The organism is Sorangiineae bacterium MSr12523, assembly GCA_037157775.1.
Taxonomy (GTDB): Bacteria; Myxococcota_A; Polyangia; order Polyangiales; family Polyangiaceae; genus Pendulispora; species Pendulispora brunnea.
Genome location: CP089982.1, coordinates 581240 through 600901, shown reverse-complemented (window position 1 = coordinate 600901; position 19662 = coordinate 581240). Strand labels below are relative to the sequence as shown.

Sequence of the window (19662 nt, the reverse complement as noted above, 5' to 3'; positions counted from 1 at the left end):
GATTCGTGGTCAAGCTCCTTCCGCGGGCCCGGACGGAGGTGGGACTCCGGGTGAAGTCGGAGCTGGCGATGCGCCTGAATTGGGAGATGTTCTGTGGATTCGTCGGACCGGACGCACGCGCCCACCGCGTCCGCTTCGCGTATCCCGCTCCCGCATATCGCAACGAATATGATCGCGGATTCCGCTTGGCAGTAGACTTCGATCAGGACGAAACCGCGCTCGAACTTCCGATTTCACTCGCGCAACGAAAGCAGCCTCACGAAGACAAGGTACTCCAGAATATCCTGCAAGCCCAAGCACGGGTACGCTGGGCCACTGCCGACACGTCCTGGGCCTCCCGAGTCGCGGCCTACCTTGACTCCGCCGCGCCAGAGTCCCTGCCGGGTATCTCGAAGACGGCGCGTCACTTTGGAATGAGCGAGCGCAGCCTCCGTCGCAAGCTCGAAGCCGAGGGTCGATCGTTCGGATCTCTCGCCGACGACGTCCGAGCGAGCACGGGGACCCGCTGGCTCACGGAATCTGAAATGCCGATTAAAGAGATCGCCTACCAACTCGGGTTCTCACGCCCAAGCGCGTTCCATCGAGCGTTCAAGCGGTGGACGGGATTCTCTCCCGCCGAGTGTCGCGCGCGCGCCACGCGCGGGCCGTCGCGCCGAAACCGGTGATCGTCGCGGTGCCGCGTGCCATCCTGGACCGCCTCGACTGCGCGGCAATGCAGAAGAAGCACACTCGCATTTCCATAAAAAAGGATCGTTCATAGTCGTTTTCGATGCCGACAAAGACAAACTGAAGCCATATTGAAGTACCGGACACGATGAAAAAGAATCAAAGGACCGCAGTTAGATACCGCGCCGAATGCACGAGCAACTTCGGACGCCCGATTACTACATAAAGGAGGCTCCCATGAGGAAGATGCCTGCGAGACTGAGCATGGTCGCATTGATTCTAGGCACGGGCTTGGTGACGGCGTGTTCGTCGGACGGTACGAGAGGTGACCTCCAGAATAAGGATTCCGCACTATCTTTTGCAACCACCCAGGTCACCGGACTCAGGGAGGGCTTACCCAATTCCGTCACGACCAACTCGGCGATCAACGGGGTAGACGACGTCCAGACACTCAAAGAGATCGAGGCAATCGAACAGCTCAAGGCTCGTTACTGTCGTCTACTGGACACGAAGCAATGGGAAGCCTGGCGCGAGGTCTTTACCGACGACTTTGTCAGCGACACTTCCGAGGCGGCCGGCAAAGTCATCGAAGGGGCCGACGAGTTCGTTGCCTTCGTGCGCCAGCAGCTCGGAAAACCATCTCAAACCACCTCGCACCAGGTGCACATGCCCGAAATCGAGCTGACCTCGGCCACTACGGCGAAGGGAATCTGGGCGCTGGAGGACTGGGTCGACTTTACCCCCGTGCTCGGTCTGCACGGACACGGGCACTATCACGAGACCTACGTGAAGATTAACGGACGGTGGCGCATCAAGTACTCAAAGCTGACCCGGATACGCCAGGAACTCATCACCCCGGCCGTGTCGCTGCCCTTGCCTGATCTGAAGAAGGCCTTGGAAGGGCGCGATGAAGGACTGATGGATCCGCTCGGGCGATCCGCCCCCCCATACTAATCCCAACTATCCAAAGTCCACCGACCACGTGACGATTAGCCGCCCCTTCGCAGAGCAGGGCATCCGGATCGAGAAGCCGGCGCGATGCATGAAAGCGTGTACACATTTCTGCAGAATGCGAACATGAAGTCGCACGAGCATCTCAAGCTCGATCAAACGAAGCTCTGAGCGAAGACGCTTTCTGGCGGGAAAACCGAGCAAGCCTGGATTCATTCGCGAAGTTTCATCGGTGGTCCTCATGGAGCTGCGCGCTGGCCCCCGTTCCAGGGAGGATCGCCGAACGACGGAGTTGGCGCGGCGAAGGCGCGGTTGGGGTGCCTCGCGCCTGTCGATGGTGGCGCGATCGAGCGCCGAGCGATGAGCTCCGTTCGCGCTGAGCACCCTCTCTTCGGGCATGGTCATGCCACCGCCAAGGGGCAACGCTCCCCGACGGGGGACGACGAGGGCCGGTGCCGCGGCGCCAACCACCGCTTCGCATGATTCATGAAGCCAAGGCGCAAGCCCGCGAGGGTCCGTAGCTGTTGCACGTGCCCATCCTTCTACTCAGCTCGGCTGACCGGAGCCGTTGCACAAATTCTCCGGAGCCGTGGCACGTTTGTCCGGAGCCATTGCACAAGGGCTCCGGAGCAGTGAGTTAGATCGCCGGAGCCGTGGGTATTTGCTGTCCATGTGTCTCCATTCTGGAGGGCCCCCATGGAGAGCAACTCTAGGTCCTTTTGCGTGCATTCTGCATGCGTTTCCCTTTTCAATGGAGACACCGGAGAACGCGTTTGAAGCCTTTTTTTCGAGCCGTTTCGCGCTCGCGCGTCGTCCGGAGCCGCGAGTCACGCTTTTCGAATCAGCTCCCTACTGGCGCGCCCGGCAGGATTCGAACCTGCGACCTATGGCTCCGGAGGCCATCGCTCTATCCAACTGAGCTACGGGCGCGTACCGATCTGAGAAGCATCCGTGTAGCCTACTGGCCGGCGGAGCACAAGCTCTCCTGCGAGTGCGGCGGGGCTGGCCGCCGGTACCCGCTATTTTTCGGCCCGATTCGGGACGGTGCGGACCGAAAAAGGGGGCGGCGGGAGCGGTCTCGGCCTCGGCTCGGCAGTAGCAAGGGGGCCGGTGGTCAAAATGCGCGGCGGCTCATTCGGCTGCGGCGGGGTTCGCGTAGAGGACGGCATGCACCTCCTTCGAACATCGCGCCTCCCCCTCATTCCATGGCTCCTTTGCGCAGTTGCCTGTGCAAGCCCCACCTCCACCCCGGACGATCCGGCTGCGGAGGCGTCGCAGGCGAGTCCTCTGCTCGGTGCGCCCGAGGATCACGAGCACCGCTACGATGTGGGCATCTGCCGGCAGGCGCCCAATCAGGATCCCGCGCTGGGCGAGATTGGGGCGTGCCTTGGACGGCGGCCCACGACCGGCACTTTGGTGGCGCCGAATCTCGTGCTGCTCGGGCGAGGCTCGATTGATCGCGCGACGTTTCCCGCGGGCGAACCTTTTTGCCATGGGACCTTCACCCGTACGCCGCCCGCGGTGCTGAAGGTCACGCTCAGTGATTCGGCGATTCGCGGTAATCCGGTGTGGCTCGATGTCGAGCAGGTCCTCTATCCGCCGACGGACCGCTTTTGCGATGACGGGCTTGCGCTCCTCGTTCTCGCCAACAACGTGCCCATGGCCACGACGCGACCCATCGACATCGATGTTCGCCGCGATGTCGCGGTCCATCCCCCGCGGGGCCTCACCCTCATCGGACGGGGCAGCGTCGCCCTGCATGTGGACCCCGTTACATTTGCCATTACCGAGGATACCGGAGGGTACACGCGGCGCATTCTGAAGAATGTTCCCTTCGTGTGCGCGTCCAATACCGACGAAGGGTGCTCCATCGTCGACATCACGTCGGATCTGCCGAACAACCTTTTCAATATGCCGAAGTCGCTCATGCTGATTGGACCGGGCTTGGCGCTGGGCGATGGGAACTTCATCGATCAATCGAGCTTCGATCGCGGCAGGCCCAAGGTCGTGGCCGTCGGTACTTTCATTCCCATCGGCGAGAACGGCGACCCCAATGGATCCATCGGTGTCCGCACCAGCGTTCACCGTGAATTCCTCGTTCGAAGTGCACGCGCCGCAGCCGAAAAAGGGCACTACCCGGTGCCGCGATGGGCGCGGGGCTGCGATGCGGACGACAGCGATTAGCCCATCATTTGCAAAACGTCGCGGTGCTTATCTTGCGCGGCGCGGAGTCCGACGCGCATTTCAAATCGCACTTCGCGCCGGGGGTGCAGTCCACGTTGCACGGCCCCGTGCAGGTCACGTGGCAGGTCGATCCAGGATCACAGCCCACGCTGCCGTTGGCCCCCACCGTGACGCTGCACGTGGCCTCCGAATCGCAGCCGATGATGCACCCCTCACCGCAGGAACCACTGCAGGAGCTTTTCGCGTAGCACGTCAGTGAGCAGTCCTTGGCGTCGCCACAGGCCTGCGTGGCATCGCATTCCGCGCCGCCGTTGCACGAGCAGGTCTTATCGGTGCACGTGACCGATTCCTCGCCCCCTCCGCCATTGTCCTTATTGGAGCAATGGATCCAGAGTAACAATGGCACGACAAGCAAGATGACCCTGAGCATTTTCCTAGTCGTACCGCATGGACCAAGCTGAAATCAGGGTGACGGCGCGCCAAAATGCCAATGGCTTCGGGCGCCAATGGGTGGCTTTCCGATCCATCACCCCCGCCCCGGAGCAGCGTTTCCGCGATGCGCCGTCGGGCCAGCGCATCGCGGACGGGTCGCTCCAGTGTGCCTCAAAGATCGACGTGGTAGTGAACTGCGAAGTAGCCGGTTCCGGCGGCGGAATTCGACGCTTCGACGCCTACCCATCCGTGGAACGTGCCATTGTCGCCGATGACCTGGAGTTGCGGTTTGCGGTGGGAGCCTCCCGTATAGCACTGGGCCGACGTGAGGCAGCGGCACCAGTGCTCGTAGAAGTTGCGGCGGCCCGCGCCTGCCATGTAATAGCGGATCGGCGATGCGTCGCCGCTCGAGCAGGCCGAGCACGTCGTGGTGGGAGGACTGAGCCAGCTGAGGCAATTGCCATTGCAGGTCGAGAAAGGCGAGAGATCCAAAGAGCTCGGGCCGGCGGCCCCACCGCTGGTCCCGCCGGAGTAACCGGCATATCGACCCGTATACTTCTTGCGCGGGACTTGATTCACCGAAACGAAAACGTCACTCGAGGCATTGCTGCCGAAGCCGTAGCCGACGTTCGCGCCGTAATTGGATCCGGAGAGAGCAATCATCGCAACATCGTTCGCCGGGTGGGTGATGTTCCATGTCTCGCGTAAACCGCCACTCCACGTGATGGTGAGCGCGCTGTCCGTCGCCGTGTACGTGCCCGTCAGGCTCTTTCCGCCGCTGCCTGGCTCGAATCCTTTCGCCGTGCGGACGGCGCAGCCATCGCATCCGGCGGAGGTGACGCCGGTCGATGCTGCGCCCACCGTGGTGTCGCGATCCCAATAGAAGAACGCCTCCTGCACGGTACCGTCGGTCGAGAAGTAGTACGTCGCGAGACGCACCCACGCGTCCGTCGCGGTGCTATTCGGCGCGGGGATCGAGCCCAGAGAAACGGTGTAGATCCGTCGACCACCAGGATACGCGGCAGCAGCCGCTTCATCGAAGTCGGGGGCATCCGTCGTGTCCGCGGCGGCGGCCGGCGGTACGATGGAAACGGCAAGCGAAATTCCAAACAGCGCCTTGAAGATACGGCTCCTCATTGACATATCGTTCTCCTTGTGAGTCGCAGAGGGCCATCAGCACCCGGCGTGCCATGCGCCTCCCATCCCGCCACGGGCACATTCCCACGGATCGCGCGCCCGCCCCTCGCCCGAAACCGATACGGGCGATCCAGGATGATCTCCACCCCCATTCCACGATGCGCCGGAGCAGCACCCCAATGTCGAATTGAATCTCCTCGAGGAGAACAACGTCTTCGACGAGTATCTTGCTCGAAGATGTCTTCTCGTCACGCCCGGACAGGATCTGCGGACGTATTTGCCAATCGTGGGATACGCTTTGGAAGGAGCGAGCCAAATGGATCCCACGACGGAGCCTACGTCTTCGTGCGCACGGACACGACTTGGATCCAGCGCGGGCCGCCTCGTCGGCGCCACTCCGCTTCCGTCCAACGCGCCCGGCGCGGCCTACGGCCTCGTTCCCTCGTCCGACTCCGGCGCAGGAATCATGTGCGCTGCCCACCCCCTCGTGCTCGGCGTTCCGCGAGAGATCGCATCCCCCCCGGGGGGTGGTCTCCCGCATCGGCGTGCCCTACGCTCCGCTTGAAAGGGGCATGGGAATCGCCGAATTGCCGACGCATACCTGCGAGGCGGAATGTCAAGATGTGGGGCACTCCGAGGCAGGCGATCGATCCGCTTTAGCGGATGCTCGGGTTATTCGAGTAGAGTCCCCCCTCACCCGCTCACTTGGGGCAGCAGACCGCACCTTCGATGCCCGAGGGAACGCTGCCAATGGGAGCCCGACCATCGGCACAGCGGTAGGCGGGATCCTGCGTCTTGCCATCGCCAATATCGCCGATGACGGTGCCTTTTGCGTTGCATTCTTCGGCCGTCATTTTGACACGCGATGCCGGTGCATTACCTTCACCGGCCGTTGCTTTTTGTGGAGCGTCACCGGAATGCTCGGGCTGTGAAGATCCTGCGGAACAAGCCGCGGCGACCAGCGTAGACATTGCAAGTAGGGCGAACTGAATGGTCCTCGGCAATTTCATGGTTCCAACGGTACAAGATGTGTCTTTCGAGCGCACGGCATCAATCGACTCTATGTAGATGCAGCAGTAGAATCCTGGGGGCGCGGGGTCGAATTGTGACGATTCAATATCAACGGGAGCTACGCACGTGAGCGCGGTCGCCTACGTCTTCGGCGAATTTCGGTTTGCACCCGAATCGCGCAGCTTGCTCTTGGGCGAGGAGCCGTTGCGGCTCGGTGCAAAGGCTTTCGACATTCTTCGCGTCTTGGTGGAACGCGCGGGCACCGTCGTGACGGCGGACGAACTGCTGACGCTGGTCTGGCCCGATGTCGTCGTCGAGGAGACGAATCTGCGCGTTCAAATCGGGGCCCTTCGCAAAGTGCTGGCCCGCGGAGAGCAGGGCCTGCGCGCCATCGAAACGGTCCCGCGCGGCTATCGATTCACGCTTCCGGTCTCGCGCCGGATGGACGAGGCCGTCGAAACGCTCTCGAACGAGCATGTGCTGCACAACCTTCCCGCGTTGCTCGCCACCACGGTGGGCCGCACGGAAACGATTGCGCTCCTGGCGGATTCGCTGGCCGAACAACGGCTGGTGACCATCGCGGGGCCCGGCGGCGTGGGCAAGACCACGGTGGCGGTCGCGGTCGCGCGGCAATGCCTGCGGCGCTTTGCCGATGGCATTTGCTTCGTCGACTTCTCGTCCCTTTCCGATCCGGGGCTCGTCACGAGCGCGCTGGCCTCGGCGCTCGGAATTGGCGTGCTCACGAACGACCCCCTCGCCGGCCTTCTTTCGCATTTGCGCAAGAAGCAGATGCTCCTTCTTCTCGATACTTGCGAGCACGTGGTGGACGCCGCGGCGAACTTGGCGGAGTCGCTGCTTTCGCGACTTCCCGAGCTCCGCATCCTCGCCACGAGCCGCGAAGTTCTGCGGGCCACCGGAGAATGGGCGTATCGCCTGCCTTCGCTTTCGCATCCGTTCGTCACCGACGGATTGACCGCCTCCTCGGCGCTCGCCTATCCCGCGGTGGACCTTTTCGTTCAACGTGCGCGGGCCATCTCCGATCGATTCGAGTTGCAAGATGCCGACGCCGCCACGGTCGCGGCCATCTGCCGCCGCCTCGACGGAATGCCGCTGGCCATCGAGTTTGCGGCCGCGCGCGTGGGCGAGCTTGGCCTACGCGAAATCTCCGCTCGCCTCGACGACCGTTTCGACGTGCTGACGCAGGGCCGTCGAACGGCGCTTCCTCGGCACAAAACGCTCGCGGCCACGTTGGACTGGAGCTACCACCTGCTGCCGCCCGAAGAGCAAGCGATGCTGCGGCAGCTCTCCGTCTTCCGAGGCACATTCACCGCCGATGCCGCGATTGCCGTAGCGGGTACGCAATGGTCTCGTGCAGACGCCCTGACGTACCTCTCGAATCTCTTCGCGAAATCGCTGGTCACGGCCGACATCGGTGGGGAAACGCCGCTCTACCGGCTGTTGGACACCACCCGCGCCTTCGCAGCCGAAAAGCTGGCGCCCGGCGAATGGGACCAGATCTCCGCACGTCACGCGACACACGTCCTCGCATTGCTTCGAGCGGCGGAACTCGACTACGAGTCCACGGACAGCCAACTGTGGACCGAGCGCCATCGCAGCATGATTGACGATCTGCGCGGGGCCATCGATTGGGCCTTCTCCCATTCCGGAGATCGCGATGCGGGCCTTCAGCTAATGGGCAACTCCGTGTTGCTCTGGTACACGCTATCGCTCTTCGGCGAATACGCACGACGGCTAAAAGCCGTATTCGAGAAGAAGCCCGAAACCACCATGGGGGATTCGGCCACATCGAGCCGCTTGTGGGAGGTGTATGGGCACGCGATGTGGCACACCGCGGAGCCCATCGAGACCGTGATCGGCGCCTTTCGAACATCGTTCGAAGTGGCTCGCAGCGCGGGGCTCGTCGATGCGCAGCTCCGCGCACTCTGGGGATTGCACCTTGGATTCAGCCACAACGGCGACTACGCGGAGTCCTTGGAGGTGGCGAAGGAATACGAATCGATCGCGACGGCCATCGATTCCCCGGGCGTCACACTCACGTGCCGGCGAATGGCCTGCCTCGCACGTCAAGGCATGGGCGATCTGGCAGGGGCGCGCATTCCTGCGCAACGCGTGCTGGCCGACGCGGTCAACCCCGCGCGCAAAGGGCGCCAGCGGGGCATCCAATTCGATTCACGCGTTGCGATTCGACCGACGCTCGCGCGTATTCTGTGGCTCCAGGGTCATCCGAAGCAGGCTTGGGAGTGCGCCTGCGAAGGCGTCGAGCTTGCGCGCATCATCGGCCAGCCGCTCCCATTGGGCTACATTCTCGTCGTCGGGGCGATTCCCGTTGCGTTCTGGACGGGCGACATCGCGGCCGCCAAAGAGCTCACGGAGACGCTTCTCACGTCGTCGTTGGAGCACTCCCTCGTCTTGTCGCACCGCTTCGGGAAAACGTATCAAGCCGTTTTGGACGGCACGTTCGACCCAAGGCAAGAGCCTATGGAGGGGGCATTCCTCTCGGAGATGGTCGCAACGATGGATGCCAGCGTCGCCACCGACGCTGCGCTCACACGCGGTGAGCATGGCTACGAGCGTTGGTCGACACCCGAGCTGCTTCGAATTCGAGCTGCGCGGCTCCTGGCCGAGGGCAACGTCGAATACGAAGCGCGGGCCGAGGCGCTTCTTCTTCGCTCACTCGATGTTGCGCGGAGCCAGGGGGCGTTGGCCTGGGAGCTTCGAACGACGACCACCCTTGCGGAGTTATGGCAACGTCGAAACCGACACGCCGAAGCGCTCGAGCGACTTTCCGCCGTGGTTGGCCGTTTTACCGAGGGTTTCGACACGCAAGACTTGATACGCGCTGCGGCAATGCTTCGAGCGGGCTCCACTACAAAGTGACTGGTCGGACCGATCACGTCCCGTAAAGTGGGAATTTACGCGCATTAACGAGGCGAACGGTAACCGGTATCCCAAGATGAGCGTCGAGGGATTTTGCTGGCTATGTCGAAGCTCTTTTCGACCTTGAATATGGGAGATCTCCACCTCGCCCATCGGGTGGTGGTTCTATCGCCGCAGGATTACGCAGCCGTAAGCAGCGTGGGCGGGCTCATCGTGAGCGAGCCCATTTCAACCAGTGAAACCATCGAAACATGGCGGTACACCACCGATACCGTTCACGATCGGGGCGGCCTCATCGTATCTCAACTCGTCCATCCGGCCGGTGCGGAGGCTTCATTTGCTGCAACGGTGGACGGGCCCGGCATCGATGCCGTCATTGCCGATTACGCGATATCGGCGCAAAAAGCCCGGCTCGCCGGGTTCGACGGTATCGAACTCGACGCCACGTCCGGCAGTTTGCCAGACCAATTTCTGCACAGCGGGAAGAACAATCGTCCCGACCGTTACGGCGGCAGCATCGACAATTGCATTCACTTCCTCTCCGAGGTCATCGAGGCTTTGACCGAGGTGTGGAGCAGCACGCGCGTCGGCGTTCGCTTGTCACCCTACGGAAGGTTCGACGGGAAGTTCGACGGCGATCCTTCGGAGCTTTTCACGGCGGTCCTTTCCGCATTGAGCGATCAGGAGATCGCTTACGTGCACATCGTGCGACCCGTTCCTGATCTTGATATTGCCAGGCGCTTTCGCGCCGCCTTCCCCGACGCGATTCTTTCATCCGGCGACTACACCCTCGAGAGCGCACTCGTATGCATCGAGAGTCGGTTGCCGGACGCCATTGGCTTCCATTCCGTATTCCCGAACCTTTCGCTCGCTAGGAGATGAACACATGCAGTCGAAGGCTCGTACCCCCGTTTCTCGGGAGGCCATCATTTATTTTCGGAACGGTGCGAGGGATAGAAGCGACGTTTCGATGATCGAGACGGATCGTCCGCAATGGCTCGTCGAGCTCGAAGCCATCGATCCGCATCCATCCATTTCCAAGGAGCCCGTTGTCTATTTCCGCAATGACGGCAAGCCCAGACTTCGTCGTCCGCCGATTGGAGGAGCCAAGAGAAATGTCCGGAAGAGTCGCGCTTGATGGTCATCATCAAGCCAGGATCAATACGTCTTTGGGCTCATTGAAGCAGATCGAGGCGGGGTTCTTGAAGAATATCGACGTCGATAGGTACTGATGTTTTCGTTCATTACCAAGAAATGGCACGCCGCGCTCGCCGTCGGCGCGGTGGCTGCCGTGGGGCTCCAATTCGTTCGACCCAAGTTGGAAAACCCTCCCGTGACGGGGGACATTTCGGCACCGGAGCACGTCAAAGAGATTTTGCAGCGTGCTTGTTACGACTGTCACTCCAACGAAACGCACCTGGCGTGGTTCGATCAGATTTCGCCCGCCATCTGGCTCGTAGCGGCCGACGTCAAGGAGGCGCGCTCGGTTCTCAATTTCTCGTACTGGGAACAACTTTCGATGGATCAGAGAAAAGCGAAGTTCTTCGAGGCGTTGAATCAAGCCACGTTCGAGACCATGCCCCCGGCGAAGTACACGGCCCTGCACCCGTCTGCCAAGCTGACGGCCAATGACATTGCGGTGCTGAAGAACTATCTGGCAACGCTGATTCCGAAACCGGTGCCCAATGCCGAAAAGACGGCGGCAGGTGACGTGCAATACGTGGCATGGACACATGCCGTCAGCGCTGCGAAGGACGTGCGGCCGTCCGCCAACGATCTGGTGTTCATGCCCGAGTACAAGGACTGGGCGCCGATCAGCATGACGGACCGGCCCGATCAGGGTGCCATGAAGGTGATCACTGGCAACGACGTGGCGGTGAAGGCCGTGCGCAATCACCAGACCAACCCTTGGCCGGATGGGGCCGTGCTGGCGAAAATGCAGTTCGAAGCCGTCACGGACGCACATGGGACGACGCGGACGGGCGAGTTCAAGCAAGTCGCATTCATGATCAAGGACGCGAAGAAGTATGCCTCCACCCAGGGTTGGGGCTACGCCCGCTGGAAGGGCACGAGCTTGGAGCCGGGGGACAAGGATCCGTCGTTCACGATGGATTGCGTGAACTGTCACGCCCCGATGCACGATTACGACTTCGTGTTCAGCAACGCGATTGACTTTGCAGCGAAGGAGGAGCCCTTCCTCAAACCGACGCGCTCGGACACACGCAACGTGCTCGCGTCCTTGACGGAGGCTTCGCAGTTCGATTCACGCGAGTGGAAGGTGATGTCCGCGTTCGTGGAGCGAACGCCGAATACGATGTCGATGCTCTTCGGAAATGATCTGGCCTTGAAAGCGGGGCGCGCCGGGCATGCGCACTATCCTCCCGGGGCCGAGCTTTCACTGGTCACTTGGAAGAGCCAAGAGGACGATCACTGGTTCGGCGCGTACATTCCCGGTGGTGTGCAATCCATCGAACGTGTGACGTTTTCGACGGCGGGCGTGACGTACGCTCGTTTCGAGGGCAGCGCCTTTACGAAGCGCGTCGGCGATCCCGCGATGGAAATGGATCGCATTTCCTACATTGCCAATCAGCGCGCCTCGGTCATGCCGTAACGGGTCAGCGCGGAAAGACGAGGGACCGGTGGGCGGCGGTGCCTGCACGAACGCCGTCGCCCACGGCGGTGGCAACCGAGCCTGCCGCAACGGAATTGTCACCGCAGGCAAATACGCCGGGGACGGTGGTCTCCTTCATGGCGTCTGTTTTGTAGAACCAGCCGGAATGGCCGGCCTCGAGTTCGCACCCGAGTTGCTCGGCGAAGGGGTTGGCGAGGTGCGTGTGCGAATGGGCAAAGAGCCCGTCGAGCGGAATGATGCGTCCGTCGCGGAGGTGCACGTTCAAGGCGGGCGCTTCGCCTGTCGCGGCAACGACGGGTTCGCGTTCGATGCGAATGCCCCGTGCGGTGAGTTGCGCGGCTTGATCGGCGTCCAGCTCGAAGCCTTCGAGCACGAAAAGCGTCATCTGACCGGGCGCGGCCCATTCGGACACGAGCATCGCGTGGAATGACGAGAGTGGGCTCGTTGCGAGCACGCCGAGGCGTCCGAGTCCGAGCTCGTAGCCGTGGCAGTATGGACAGTGAAAGACGGTTTTTCCCCAGCGCTCGACCAAGCCCGGTACATTGGGGAGCTCGTCGACGACGCCCGTCGCCAAGATGATTCGTTTTGCTCGAAAGACGTCGGCACCGGTCTTCACGACGAACCCGTCCGGCGTGGCGCGAGCGTCGGTGGCCATGGCGTCGTACCAGGCGACGGTCGGGTACGCGAGAACTTCGGCCCTGGCTTTCGCCGCAATCGCGCCGGGTGAGGCACCGTCTTGTCCTAGAAAGCCGTGCGAGCTCGATGCAAAGCGGTTTCGCCGCTGCCCGGCATCGAGCACGAGCACCTGGCGGCGCGCCCGGGCCAATTGCAAAGCGGCCGAGAGGCCGGCGTAGCTGCCTCCAACGATGATGACGTCGTGTATCATGACACTTCATATGTTACGTGATCGGAGGATCGTCAAGGGACGGGATGTGTTGGGCTCGATTCGGATGGGCTTTCCGACCGTTCTGGCCGTCACGAAGGCTCTTGCGCGGGCCCGTGGAGATGAGGAATCGTCAAGGGATGACCACCACCACTGATCCCCGCTCCCTGGTCGTTTTGTCGTTCGACTCCCCGCTCAAGGCGCAGGAGGCGCTGCTTGCGGCCACGCGTCTTCAGACTGAAGGCGCGATTGTTTTGCACGATGCCGTCTTCGTTCAGAAGGACCAAGAAGGAAAGGTGCATGTGCAAGAAACCGTGGACGAGACGCCAGGCGATGCGGCCCTGCGCAGCAGTCTATGGGGCGCGCTGATTGGCACCTTCTTCGGTGGGCCGGTCGGCACCGTTCTGGGTGGCGCGGTGAGCGCGGGCGTCGGTGCACTGGTTGCACAATTCAACGATTACGGAATTCCCGATGCGAAGGTGCACGAGCTCCGCGAAGCCGTAAAACCCGGGAATACGGCGCTGGCGTTGCTCGTGAGTCACATCCGCGAGGATGTGCTGGTGTCCGAGCTTTCGCGCTTCAGCGGTGCGACGTTGGTCGAGGCGAGCTTGCCGCCGGATGTTACGCAAGCGATTCGCAATGCGCTTCGCCCGAAAGAAGGGTAAGCGTCAACGGGCGAGTTTCGCGCGTTGATGAATGCGGTCGCGGAGGGGTGGAACGGGAACGACGCGCGCAAGGCCGCGCCTGTCCTGGGACAGGGCCGATCCGTGGCGCCGATTTGCACGGACCGCGCGCATTGACGCGCGGTCCGCGTCGCAGCTTGATTTCACGGAGGGCAGAGCAATGGACTGATTCGAACAACGATGTTCTGATTGGCCTCGAGCGACGACCAGAGGAGTCTGTAACCGCTGCCCGTCCACGCAAGCGACGAATCATAGCCTTTGGCGACGGACAGCCCGGCACCGAGCACATTTCCACGTGCATCAAGTTGATAGAGCCCGAGCTGCCCATCGGCTTGACCGAAGGAGACCCCCAACTTGCTCCCGGTCCATACCGCACTGGCGGTCGCGTACGTCCCCGCGTTCGCCACGGTAACGTCGTCCCCGAGTCGTTGGCCCGCGGCGTTCAACCGCGCAAAACGAAGTTGATTCGCGTCGCCAGCTTTTTGAAAATAGAGAACGCCGAAATACGTACCAAGCCATCGAATCTCGGGCGAGCCAGAGGCCAAACCACCGTCATTCGTCAGCCGAACCTCGGTCTTCTGACCGTTCCCATCGACCCGCGCGAAATAGATCTCCCCATTGCTATCGTCGCGACGATCCTGCCAGACGACGCCGTATTCGTTGCCCGAAAAAGCCAACTTGGGACTGAACGCCGTGGACGAGAGCGAGCGGATCACCACGCTCGTTCCGACTTTCTGACCATCGGCATCGTAGCGCGCCTGTGAAATGACATAGGCACCATCGCGGTACGCCTGCCAAGCTACCCCGAACTCGTTTGCCTCGAAGGATAGGTCGATATCGTCGCCGCTGGAGCCCGTCGACACGGTCACGTCCGCCCCGATCGCGTGTCCCGTCGAATCGAGTCGCGTCAAAAGCAGCCCGTTCGGCGTGGACCGTAGAAGTCCATAGCCATTGGGCGTGGCCACGAGCTTGAACGAGCGAATATCCCCAAGCCGCACCGGCTCCCCGACGCGCTGCCCCGCAGGATCGAGCCGGACGAAATGGAGGCCCGACTGCGCAGTTCCACCGATGTACCAGATTGCACCGTACCCATCGCCATTCCAGACGATGGCCCCTGGATTCCCAGCGGCGAAGAAATCCGCTCGGGGCGCTTCGCACACCACGGCCCCCGCGTCCGAAGGTGTGCCTGAATCCGCAGCAGTCCGCCGTGTACCGGCAAAGCCAACACTGAAATGCTCCACGGTGGCGCGAACCGTCGCCCCTTCGACGGTGGAAGGTCGCGCGCTGAACGAATCGCCGGTATCGCTCCAGAACACACCCGCATCGCCTGCCGCACCATCGAGCGCGAATTCGACTTCCGCGGGAACGCGAAATTGCAGTCCGGCAGGCTCGAACCGATAAAGAGGCGAGCGCGCCACGAACCCGGCGGGCGCCGGATCGGCAAGCCGGGTGATGGAGACGGCCACGTCGTGATCGACGGCCCCCGGGGGAACGCGCAACGTGATGCCGGCGGCGGATACGGTGCCGCCGTTCGCACCAACATTGCCAATGGGTCGACGATCCCCGTTGTCGGAGCCCCCGCTCGAGCATCCGGTCCACGATGCCATGAGGGCCGTGACCGTGAACATGGCGAACAAAGCGTTTCTCATACCAAGACGACGCATCTCGCCATCGCAAGTTGCACCCTCCACTCCACGAATGGGTCTCGGCAGGATCGGACGGATCCAGCCAGGTGGCGGAGGCGGCGCATTTTCGAGCGCATAGCGCCACTCGTGCGTGTTCTCTCTCCGTCGAGACGAACACCATATGATTCAAGTAATCGACGGTCCGAAATCGCCCCTTGGTCGCAAGTGCCTCCAGCGCGTCGAAGAACCCTGGATACGGGTCCACGTAACCGTCGGGATAGTCGCACGCAATCATCGCGGTGACCGATTGCTTTGTATAAAGCAAATTGTCGTGCCGTAGCTCCGCCCACGAGGCAAGCGTGGAGCGCCTGACATACTCGTGGCCGTAAGTTGCCATTTGCGGCGCGAGCAACGCTCGGGCCCCGGGTGCCAAACACCGCTGCCGCAACATCCGTCGGTGAAGCCATCAACCGTCTCGCGCTGAGCTCCCCATACGTCACCGCTGAAAAGGCATGTGAGTCGAACACGTAGCGCTGCCCCATCGTCGGAGGCGCTCGCGATATCCCCTAGCTGTCGGCGGCCTGGTCGAAATCGGGCAGGAACATCGAATCAGACGGGCCCACGAACGTGTCCATTTATTTCCACGCGCCCGAATAATCGAAGTCCATACTGCGGCCCATCACCTGGGCTTCGCGCCCCTGGAGCGAGCGACTTGCAGCTTGCGCGAGGCATCGTTGGCAGCTTTGCGTTGCCATAAGACCCCGAACACCCGAACGGCCCCGCGGCGAAGCAAAGGGGAATTAGGCCTTTTCCGCCAACCGTTCGCGTACGTCCATGAGCGCGAAACCGAGCAGGTTCTGCCCGCGCCACCGACGGGGATCGCGTGCCGCCGGGTTGTCCTTGCCCAAACCGATACCCCAAATGCGATCGCGCGGGCTCGCCTCGACGAGAACGCGCTTTTGCGTGCCAAGAAGAAACCTGGCTAAGTCGGAATTTTGCCCAAACTTCGCCAGGTTGCCGCGAACGACCGCATCTACCCGCGCGCTCGCCCAAGCATCGTCGTCGTAATTTCGGACGGAGCGACCTATCTCCTTGGCAATCGCTGGGGGGCCGGCGTGAAGGAGCCGTTCGCAGGCGATGTCGTCTTTGAACAGGCGCGCCTTTTCCATCATCATGAAATGCTCTGCCGTGGGGTAATCCACCCCATCAACGCTAAAGTCGGCGGGAAACCATTGGCTAAGGCACGACGCATCCACGACATTGGGGCGCTTGGGTGTGTGGCCCCAGAAAAAGAGATAGTCGAAAGATGCGCCGCCATCGATCCGTTCGACGAGGGCTTCCCGGGTGAGCATGCCCAATTTTGCGCGCCGGCTCAATCCTTGTCCAGAACCAGACGGGCACCGAACGCGATCATGACCGCACCGGTGATGCGCTGAATCCATCGCTGGGCGCGGGTGTAGAAAGCCCGAACCGGCGCACTCGAGAACAGGAGCGCGACCGCACCGTACCACAACAGAGCATCAATGACGCCAATGCTGACGGCCGAGGCCTCGACCCAAAGCGGCATGCCTGGCTTGAGAAACAACGTAAAGATACTGCCCCAGTAAGCCACGGACTTGGGATTGGTCAGGGTGGTGATGAATCCGCGGAAAAAGGCCACCGCGAGGGAACGCGTCGGGGTCCCCTCTTGGGCAGCGATTGCCCCCAAAGGCGACTCCGAGCGGCTTCGCCAGGCCATGACGCCGAGATAAATGAGATACGCTCCGCCCACGAACTTCATGGCCCCGTAGAGCCATGGCCAGAGCGTGAATACGGCCGATAGGCCGAGAAGGGCAACGAGACTCCAAACGAGGTCGCCCGCAGCGACCCCTACGACCGCGGCCAGCGCCGCGCGTGTTCGATGAACCACGGCCGTCTCCATCACCACGACGAAGTTCGGGCCGGGGCTAATCACGGACAGCATATCGACAGCAAAGAGCGTCAAAAGGAGGGATGCGTAATTCATCGGATCCCGCAGCTTAGGGGCCAACCCCTATTCCGGAAAGCACACCCGCACATTGGCGCGAACCGTCGGATCATGGGAGTTGGCATGGGCCTGCGGGGCAGATGCGCCGCCGCCGGCCGACGGTGCTGGCGATGGAAATATACAAGGACTGGAATTCCGGGTTCCGTTTCTGGAAGTCGTCATTCCGCCGACCCCTAGCGCGTCGCCATCGGATGAATCCGCGCCCTCATCTGGCCGAGAAGGCAAAGACGAATACCTCGAGCCGCCCAAAGCATTGTGACGGAGTCGTGTCTTGCTCCTCGGGCCGGTGAGTGCGCACCGGCTAGAGCGATGTCGCGTGGCGACGTGGCGACGTGGCGACGTGAACCGCCGGATCCCACCAAGGTCCAGTCATTCAACGTGGATGTTCTTCGCAAAAAGCTTTCAGCACGTCCAAGGTAACGCCCCAGTAAAGCTTGGCGTGATGATAAACGGAGGCGTCGGGGAAATCGCTCAGGGTCAAGGCAAGCACGGTCCCGGCCTCCGTGGGGGCCAGCTGGAAGGATACCGTTGTGTAGTTCTCTGGCGCGTCCGGTAGTTTCGAAGCGGAAAGGGTGCTCCAATAATCGTACTCGAAGGCTTTTTCGGTCTCGAACCTTCGGATGGTCCCTTTGTTTTCGAAATCGATACCGTGCAAATTGCCCCGAAACACGATGGCTTCGCCAGCGCGCCAGTCCGATGTGACGGTCAACTCCGAGTCGTGCATCCATCGGGCGATGGAATCTGGATTCGTCAGCGCATCCCAAACCATGGAAGGGGGCGCATTCACGACAACCGTTTTTCTAACTTCGGAATTTTCCAAAGATTCTTCGCCCACGTTAGCCCAACTTACCTTGAACACTCCATGTTAGCAATGGCGGCGCCAAGTCTTTACGCGCTTTTAGCCTTTGGGGTCCTCAGGCGAGGCCCTCAGGCGAATTGGGCAACCCTTTTCAACTCCCCCGCAAGCGGGCTAGGCGACCTACCCGCCCGTCATTGGCCGTATCTGCCATCATTTCTATTCTGCAACCGACTCACGGGCCCTGGCGGCCCTCATAGGCCTCTCTGCCCCATAGGCCTCATCTGCCACCGATTCCCATTCTGCGACCGTCCCGCGACCCCTGGCGGCCCTCATAGGCCTCATCTGCCATCGATTCTCATTCTGCGACCGGTTCATGAGGGCCTGGCGGCCCTCATAGGCCTCATCTGCCATCGAATCTCATTCTGCGACCGGTTCATGAGGGTCTGGCGGCCCTCATAGGCCTCATCTGCCATCGATTCTCATTCTGCGACCGGTTCGAGGAACATCGCGACGCAGGCTGTTGTTCTTGTGGCTGTTCTAAGAGCGCCCGTGTGCGGCCTCCGTATCGTTTCTTTTGTTTGCGGGGCTCGTTTGGAGTCTAGGGCGGATTCCCGGGGGCCCCGCTCGGTCGATTGGCGAAGCGCCCGATTCGAAATGAGGGAATTACATCGCTTCATGCATCTAAAAGCTTGACGCGGCGGCGCATATGGATAGGTTCGCGTTCTATGAGTCTAAAGAATGAGATTAGCCGACTAGCCGACAATTTCGCACAAGGGGTGCTCGCCGCCATCCGCAGCGCTTCGCTCGAGGAGATCTCCAGCGAGGCCCGCGGTCGCGCAACCTCGTCATCCAGCCGGGCCCCCGCAGGCCGCCCCAGTGCAGCCGCCCCGGCAAGCAAGGCGCCGAAAGCAAAACGAGGCGGCCGCTTGCACCGCCGTTCCGAGGAGGAGATTGGCGCCGTGGGCGACAAGATCGTTAGCCTCCTCAAGTCGCACCCCGAAGGTCTCCGTGCGGAGCAGATCCGCGCCGAGCTCGGACTCGAGGCCAAGGAACTCCCCCGCCCGCTCAAGGACCTGCTCGGCGCCAAGAAGCTCAAGACCAAGGGCCAGAAGCGCGCGACGACCTACTTCGCGAAGTAACGATTGGCAGACACGGCCCGCCAGCGGGCCGTCTGTCCCGCAACCACATGACCTCCCAGGTCATTGCTCGCCTTCCTGCGTGCGCTTACGTCTAGGACCACGCCGACCCGACATCGGGCACAGCGGATTCCTCGCGCGAAACGCACGGAGGTCGTATATGCTTTGGAGACAATCCCTGGGAGTGATGGCTTGGATACTCGCGGCGGGGACGCTGGGCGGATGCGCTTCGCGTCCAGGTGAGCCGAGCGTAGACTGAGAAGTCGAAGGTTGATGAAGCTTATGAGGGCCGCAAGGCGCGAATGAACGCGACGCGGCAGCTGCGCAACTCAAGCCGATCACGCCGACGCACGTGGCGGCATGGACCGCAGCGCGCCGATTCGGCGAGTTGCCCTTAAAAAGATTGCTTATATCGAGCGCGGCACCGGTGATGCCGCCCTCTTCTTGTACGATTTGCCCTGAATGGCTATCAGTGGCGCGGCGCGGTAGATCGCCTTTCGGCACACCGCAGATGCATCGCGCCCGACTTCATGGGCCCTGGCTTTCCGCAGGTCGCGGCGCATCAGAGCGTCACGCCGATCTCGCAAGTGGCCATTTGG

15 protein-coding genes, 1 tRNA gene and 1 pseudogene are annotated in these 19662 nt (G+C 61.9%); 8 read left to right on the top strand and 9 right to left on the bottom strand.

Annotation, left to right across the window (positions count from 1 at the left end):
- Positions 1-903 precede the first annotated feature (903 nt).
- Positions 904-1620, top strand: a complete 717-nt coding sequence (locus tag LZC95_02555) for a nuclear transport factor 2 family protein (GenBank protein ID WXA95721.1) — start codon at positions 904-906, stop codon at positions 1618-1620.
- 850 nt (positions 1621-2470) lie between these two features.
- Here LZC95_02555 and LZC95_02550 read toward each other — a convergent pair.
- Positions 2471-2547 (bottom strand) — tRNA-Arg (locus LZC95_02550).
- A 237-nt stretch (positions 2548-2784) separates the two neighbouring features.
- Here LZC95_02550 and LZC95_02545 point away from each other — a divergent pair.
- Entirely contained in the window at positions 2785-3801 is a 1017-nt protein-coding gene (locus tag LZC95_02545) for a hypothetical protein (GenBank protein ID WXA95720.1), read from the top strand.
- 23 nt (positions 3802-3824) lie between these two features.
- Positions 3825-4049 carry a hypothetical protein gene (locus tag LZC95_02540; GenBank protein WXA95719.1) on the top strand — a complete coding sequence of 75 codons (225 nt, stop codon included), beginning with the start codon at positions 3825-3827 and terminating at the stop codon, positions 4047-4049.
- Between the two features lie 355 nt (positions 4050-4404).
- Here the strand turns inward: LZC95_02540 and LZC95_02535 are convergent, their stop codons facing one another.
- The gene (locus LZC95_02535) at positions 4405-5370 is read right to left on the bottom strand and encodes a hypothetical protein (protein ID WXA95718.1); all 966 of its coding nucleotides are present in this window, start codon (positions 5368-5370) and stop codon (positions 4405-4407) included.
- A gap of 701 nt (positions 5371-6071) precedes the next feature.
- A complete protein-coding gene (locus LZC95_02530) occupies positions 6072-6224 on the bottom strand; it encodes a hypothetical protein (protein WXA95717.1) in 153 nt (50 codons plus the stop codon).
- Between the two features lie 283 nt (positions 6225-6507).
- Here LZC95_02530 and LZC95_02525 point away from each other — a divergent pair, with 283 nt between their 5' ends.
- From LZC95_02525 to LZC95_02515, 3 genes are all read left to right on the top strand, one after another.
- On the top strand, positions 6508-9279 hold the full coding sequence (locus tag LZC95_02525) for a helix-turn-helix transcriptional regulator (GenBank protein WXA95716.1): 2772 nt from the start codon (positions 6508-6510) through the stop codon (positions 9277-9279).
- Positions 9280-9381: 102 nt separating this feature from the next.
- The gene (locus LZC95_02520) at positions 9382-10161 is read left to right on the top strand and encodes a hypothetical protein (protein WXA95715.1); all 780 of its coding nucleotides are present in this window, start codon (positions 9382-9384) and stop codon (positions 10159-10161) included.
- 349 nt (positions 10162-10510) lie between these two features.
- A complete protein-coding gene (locus LZC95_02515; GenBank protein WXA95714.1) occupies positions 10511-11890 on the top strand; it encodes a heme-binding domain-containing protein in 1380 nt (459 codons plus the stop codon).
- Positions 11891-11894: 4 nt separating this feature from the next.
- On the opposite strand, the gene LZC95_02510 is transcribed toward LZC95_02515, so the two are convergent.
- A complete protein-coding gene (locus tag LZC95_02510) occupies positions 11895-12797 on the bottom strand; it encodes an NAD(P)/FAD-dependent oxidoreductase (GenBank protein WXA95713.1) in 903 nt (300 codons plus the stop codon).
- A gap of 137 nt (positions 12798-12934) precedes the next feature.
- On the opposite strand from LZC95_02510, the gene LZC95_02505 reads away from it, so the two are divergent.
- Positions 12935-13459 (top strand): DUF1269 domain-containing protein, encoded by a 525-nt coding sequence (locus LZC95_02505; GenBank protein WXA95712.1) that lies wholly within the window; start codon positions 12935-12937, stop codon positions 13457-13459.
- A gap of 161 nt (positions 13460-13620) precedes the next feature.
- Here LZC95_02505 and LZC95_02500 read toward each other — a convergent pair whose 3' ends face one another.
- The 5 genes and pseudogenes from LZC95_02500 to LZC95_02480 form a co-directional block, all read right to left on the bottom strand.
- Positions 13621-15126: a hypothetical protein gene (locus LZC95_02500; protein ID WXA95711.1), complete on the bottom strand. Its 1506-nt coding sequence runs from the start codon at positions 15124-15126 to the stop codon at positions 13621-13623.
- A 247-nt stretch (positions 15127-15373) separates the two neighbouring features.
- Positions 15374-15499: pseudogene (locus tag LZC95_02495) on the bottom strand (DUF3160 domain-containing protein).
- Between the two features lie 403 nt (positions 15500-15902).
- Positions 15903-16454, bottom strand: a complete 552-nt coding sequence (locus tag LZC95_02490; protein WXA95710.1) for an NADAR family protein — start codon at positions 16452-16454, stop codon at positions 15903-15905.
- A gap of 20 nt (positions 16455-16474) precedes the next feature.
- Entirely contained in the window at positions 16475-17107 is a 633-nt protein-coding gene (locus tag LZC95_02485) for a LysE family transporter (protein WXA95709.1), read from the bottom strand.
- Positions 17108-17501: 394 nt separating this feature from the next.
- On the bottom strand, positions 17502-17963 hold the full coding sequence (locus LZC95_02480) for an SRPBCC domain-containing protein (GenBank protein WXA95708.1): 462 nt from the start codon (positions 17961-17963) through the stop codon (positions 17502-17504).
- 689 nt (positions 17964-18652) lie between these two features.
- On the opposite strand from LZC95_02480, the gene LZC95_02475 reads away from it, so the two are divergent.
- On the top strand, positions 18653-19066 hold the full coding sequence (locus LZC95_02475) for a hypothetical protein (GenBank protein ID WXA95707.1): 414 nt from the start codon (positions 18653-18655) through the stop codon (positions 19064-19066).
- The last annotated feature ends 596 nt before the right edge of the window (positions 19067-19662 follow it).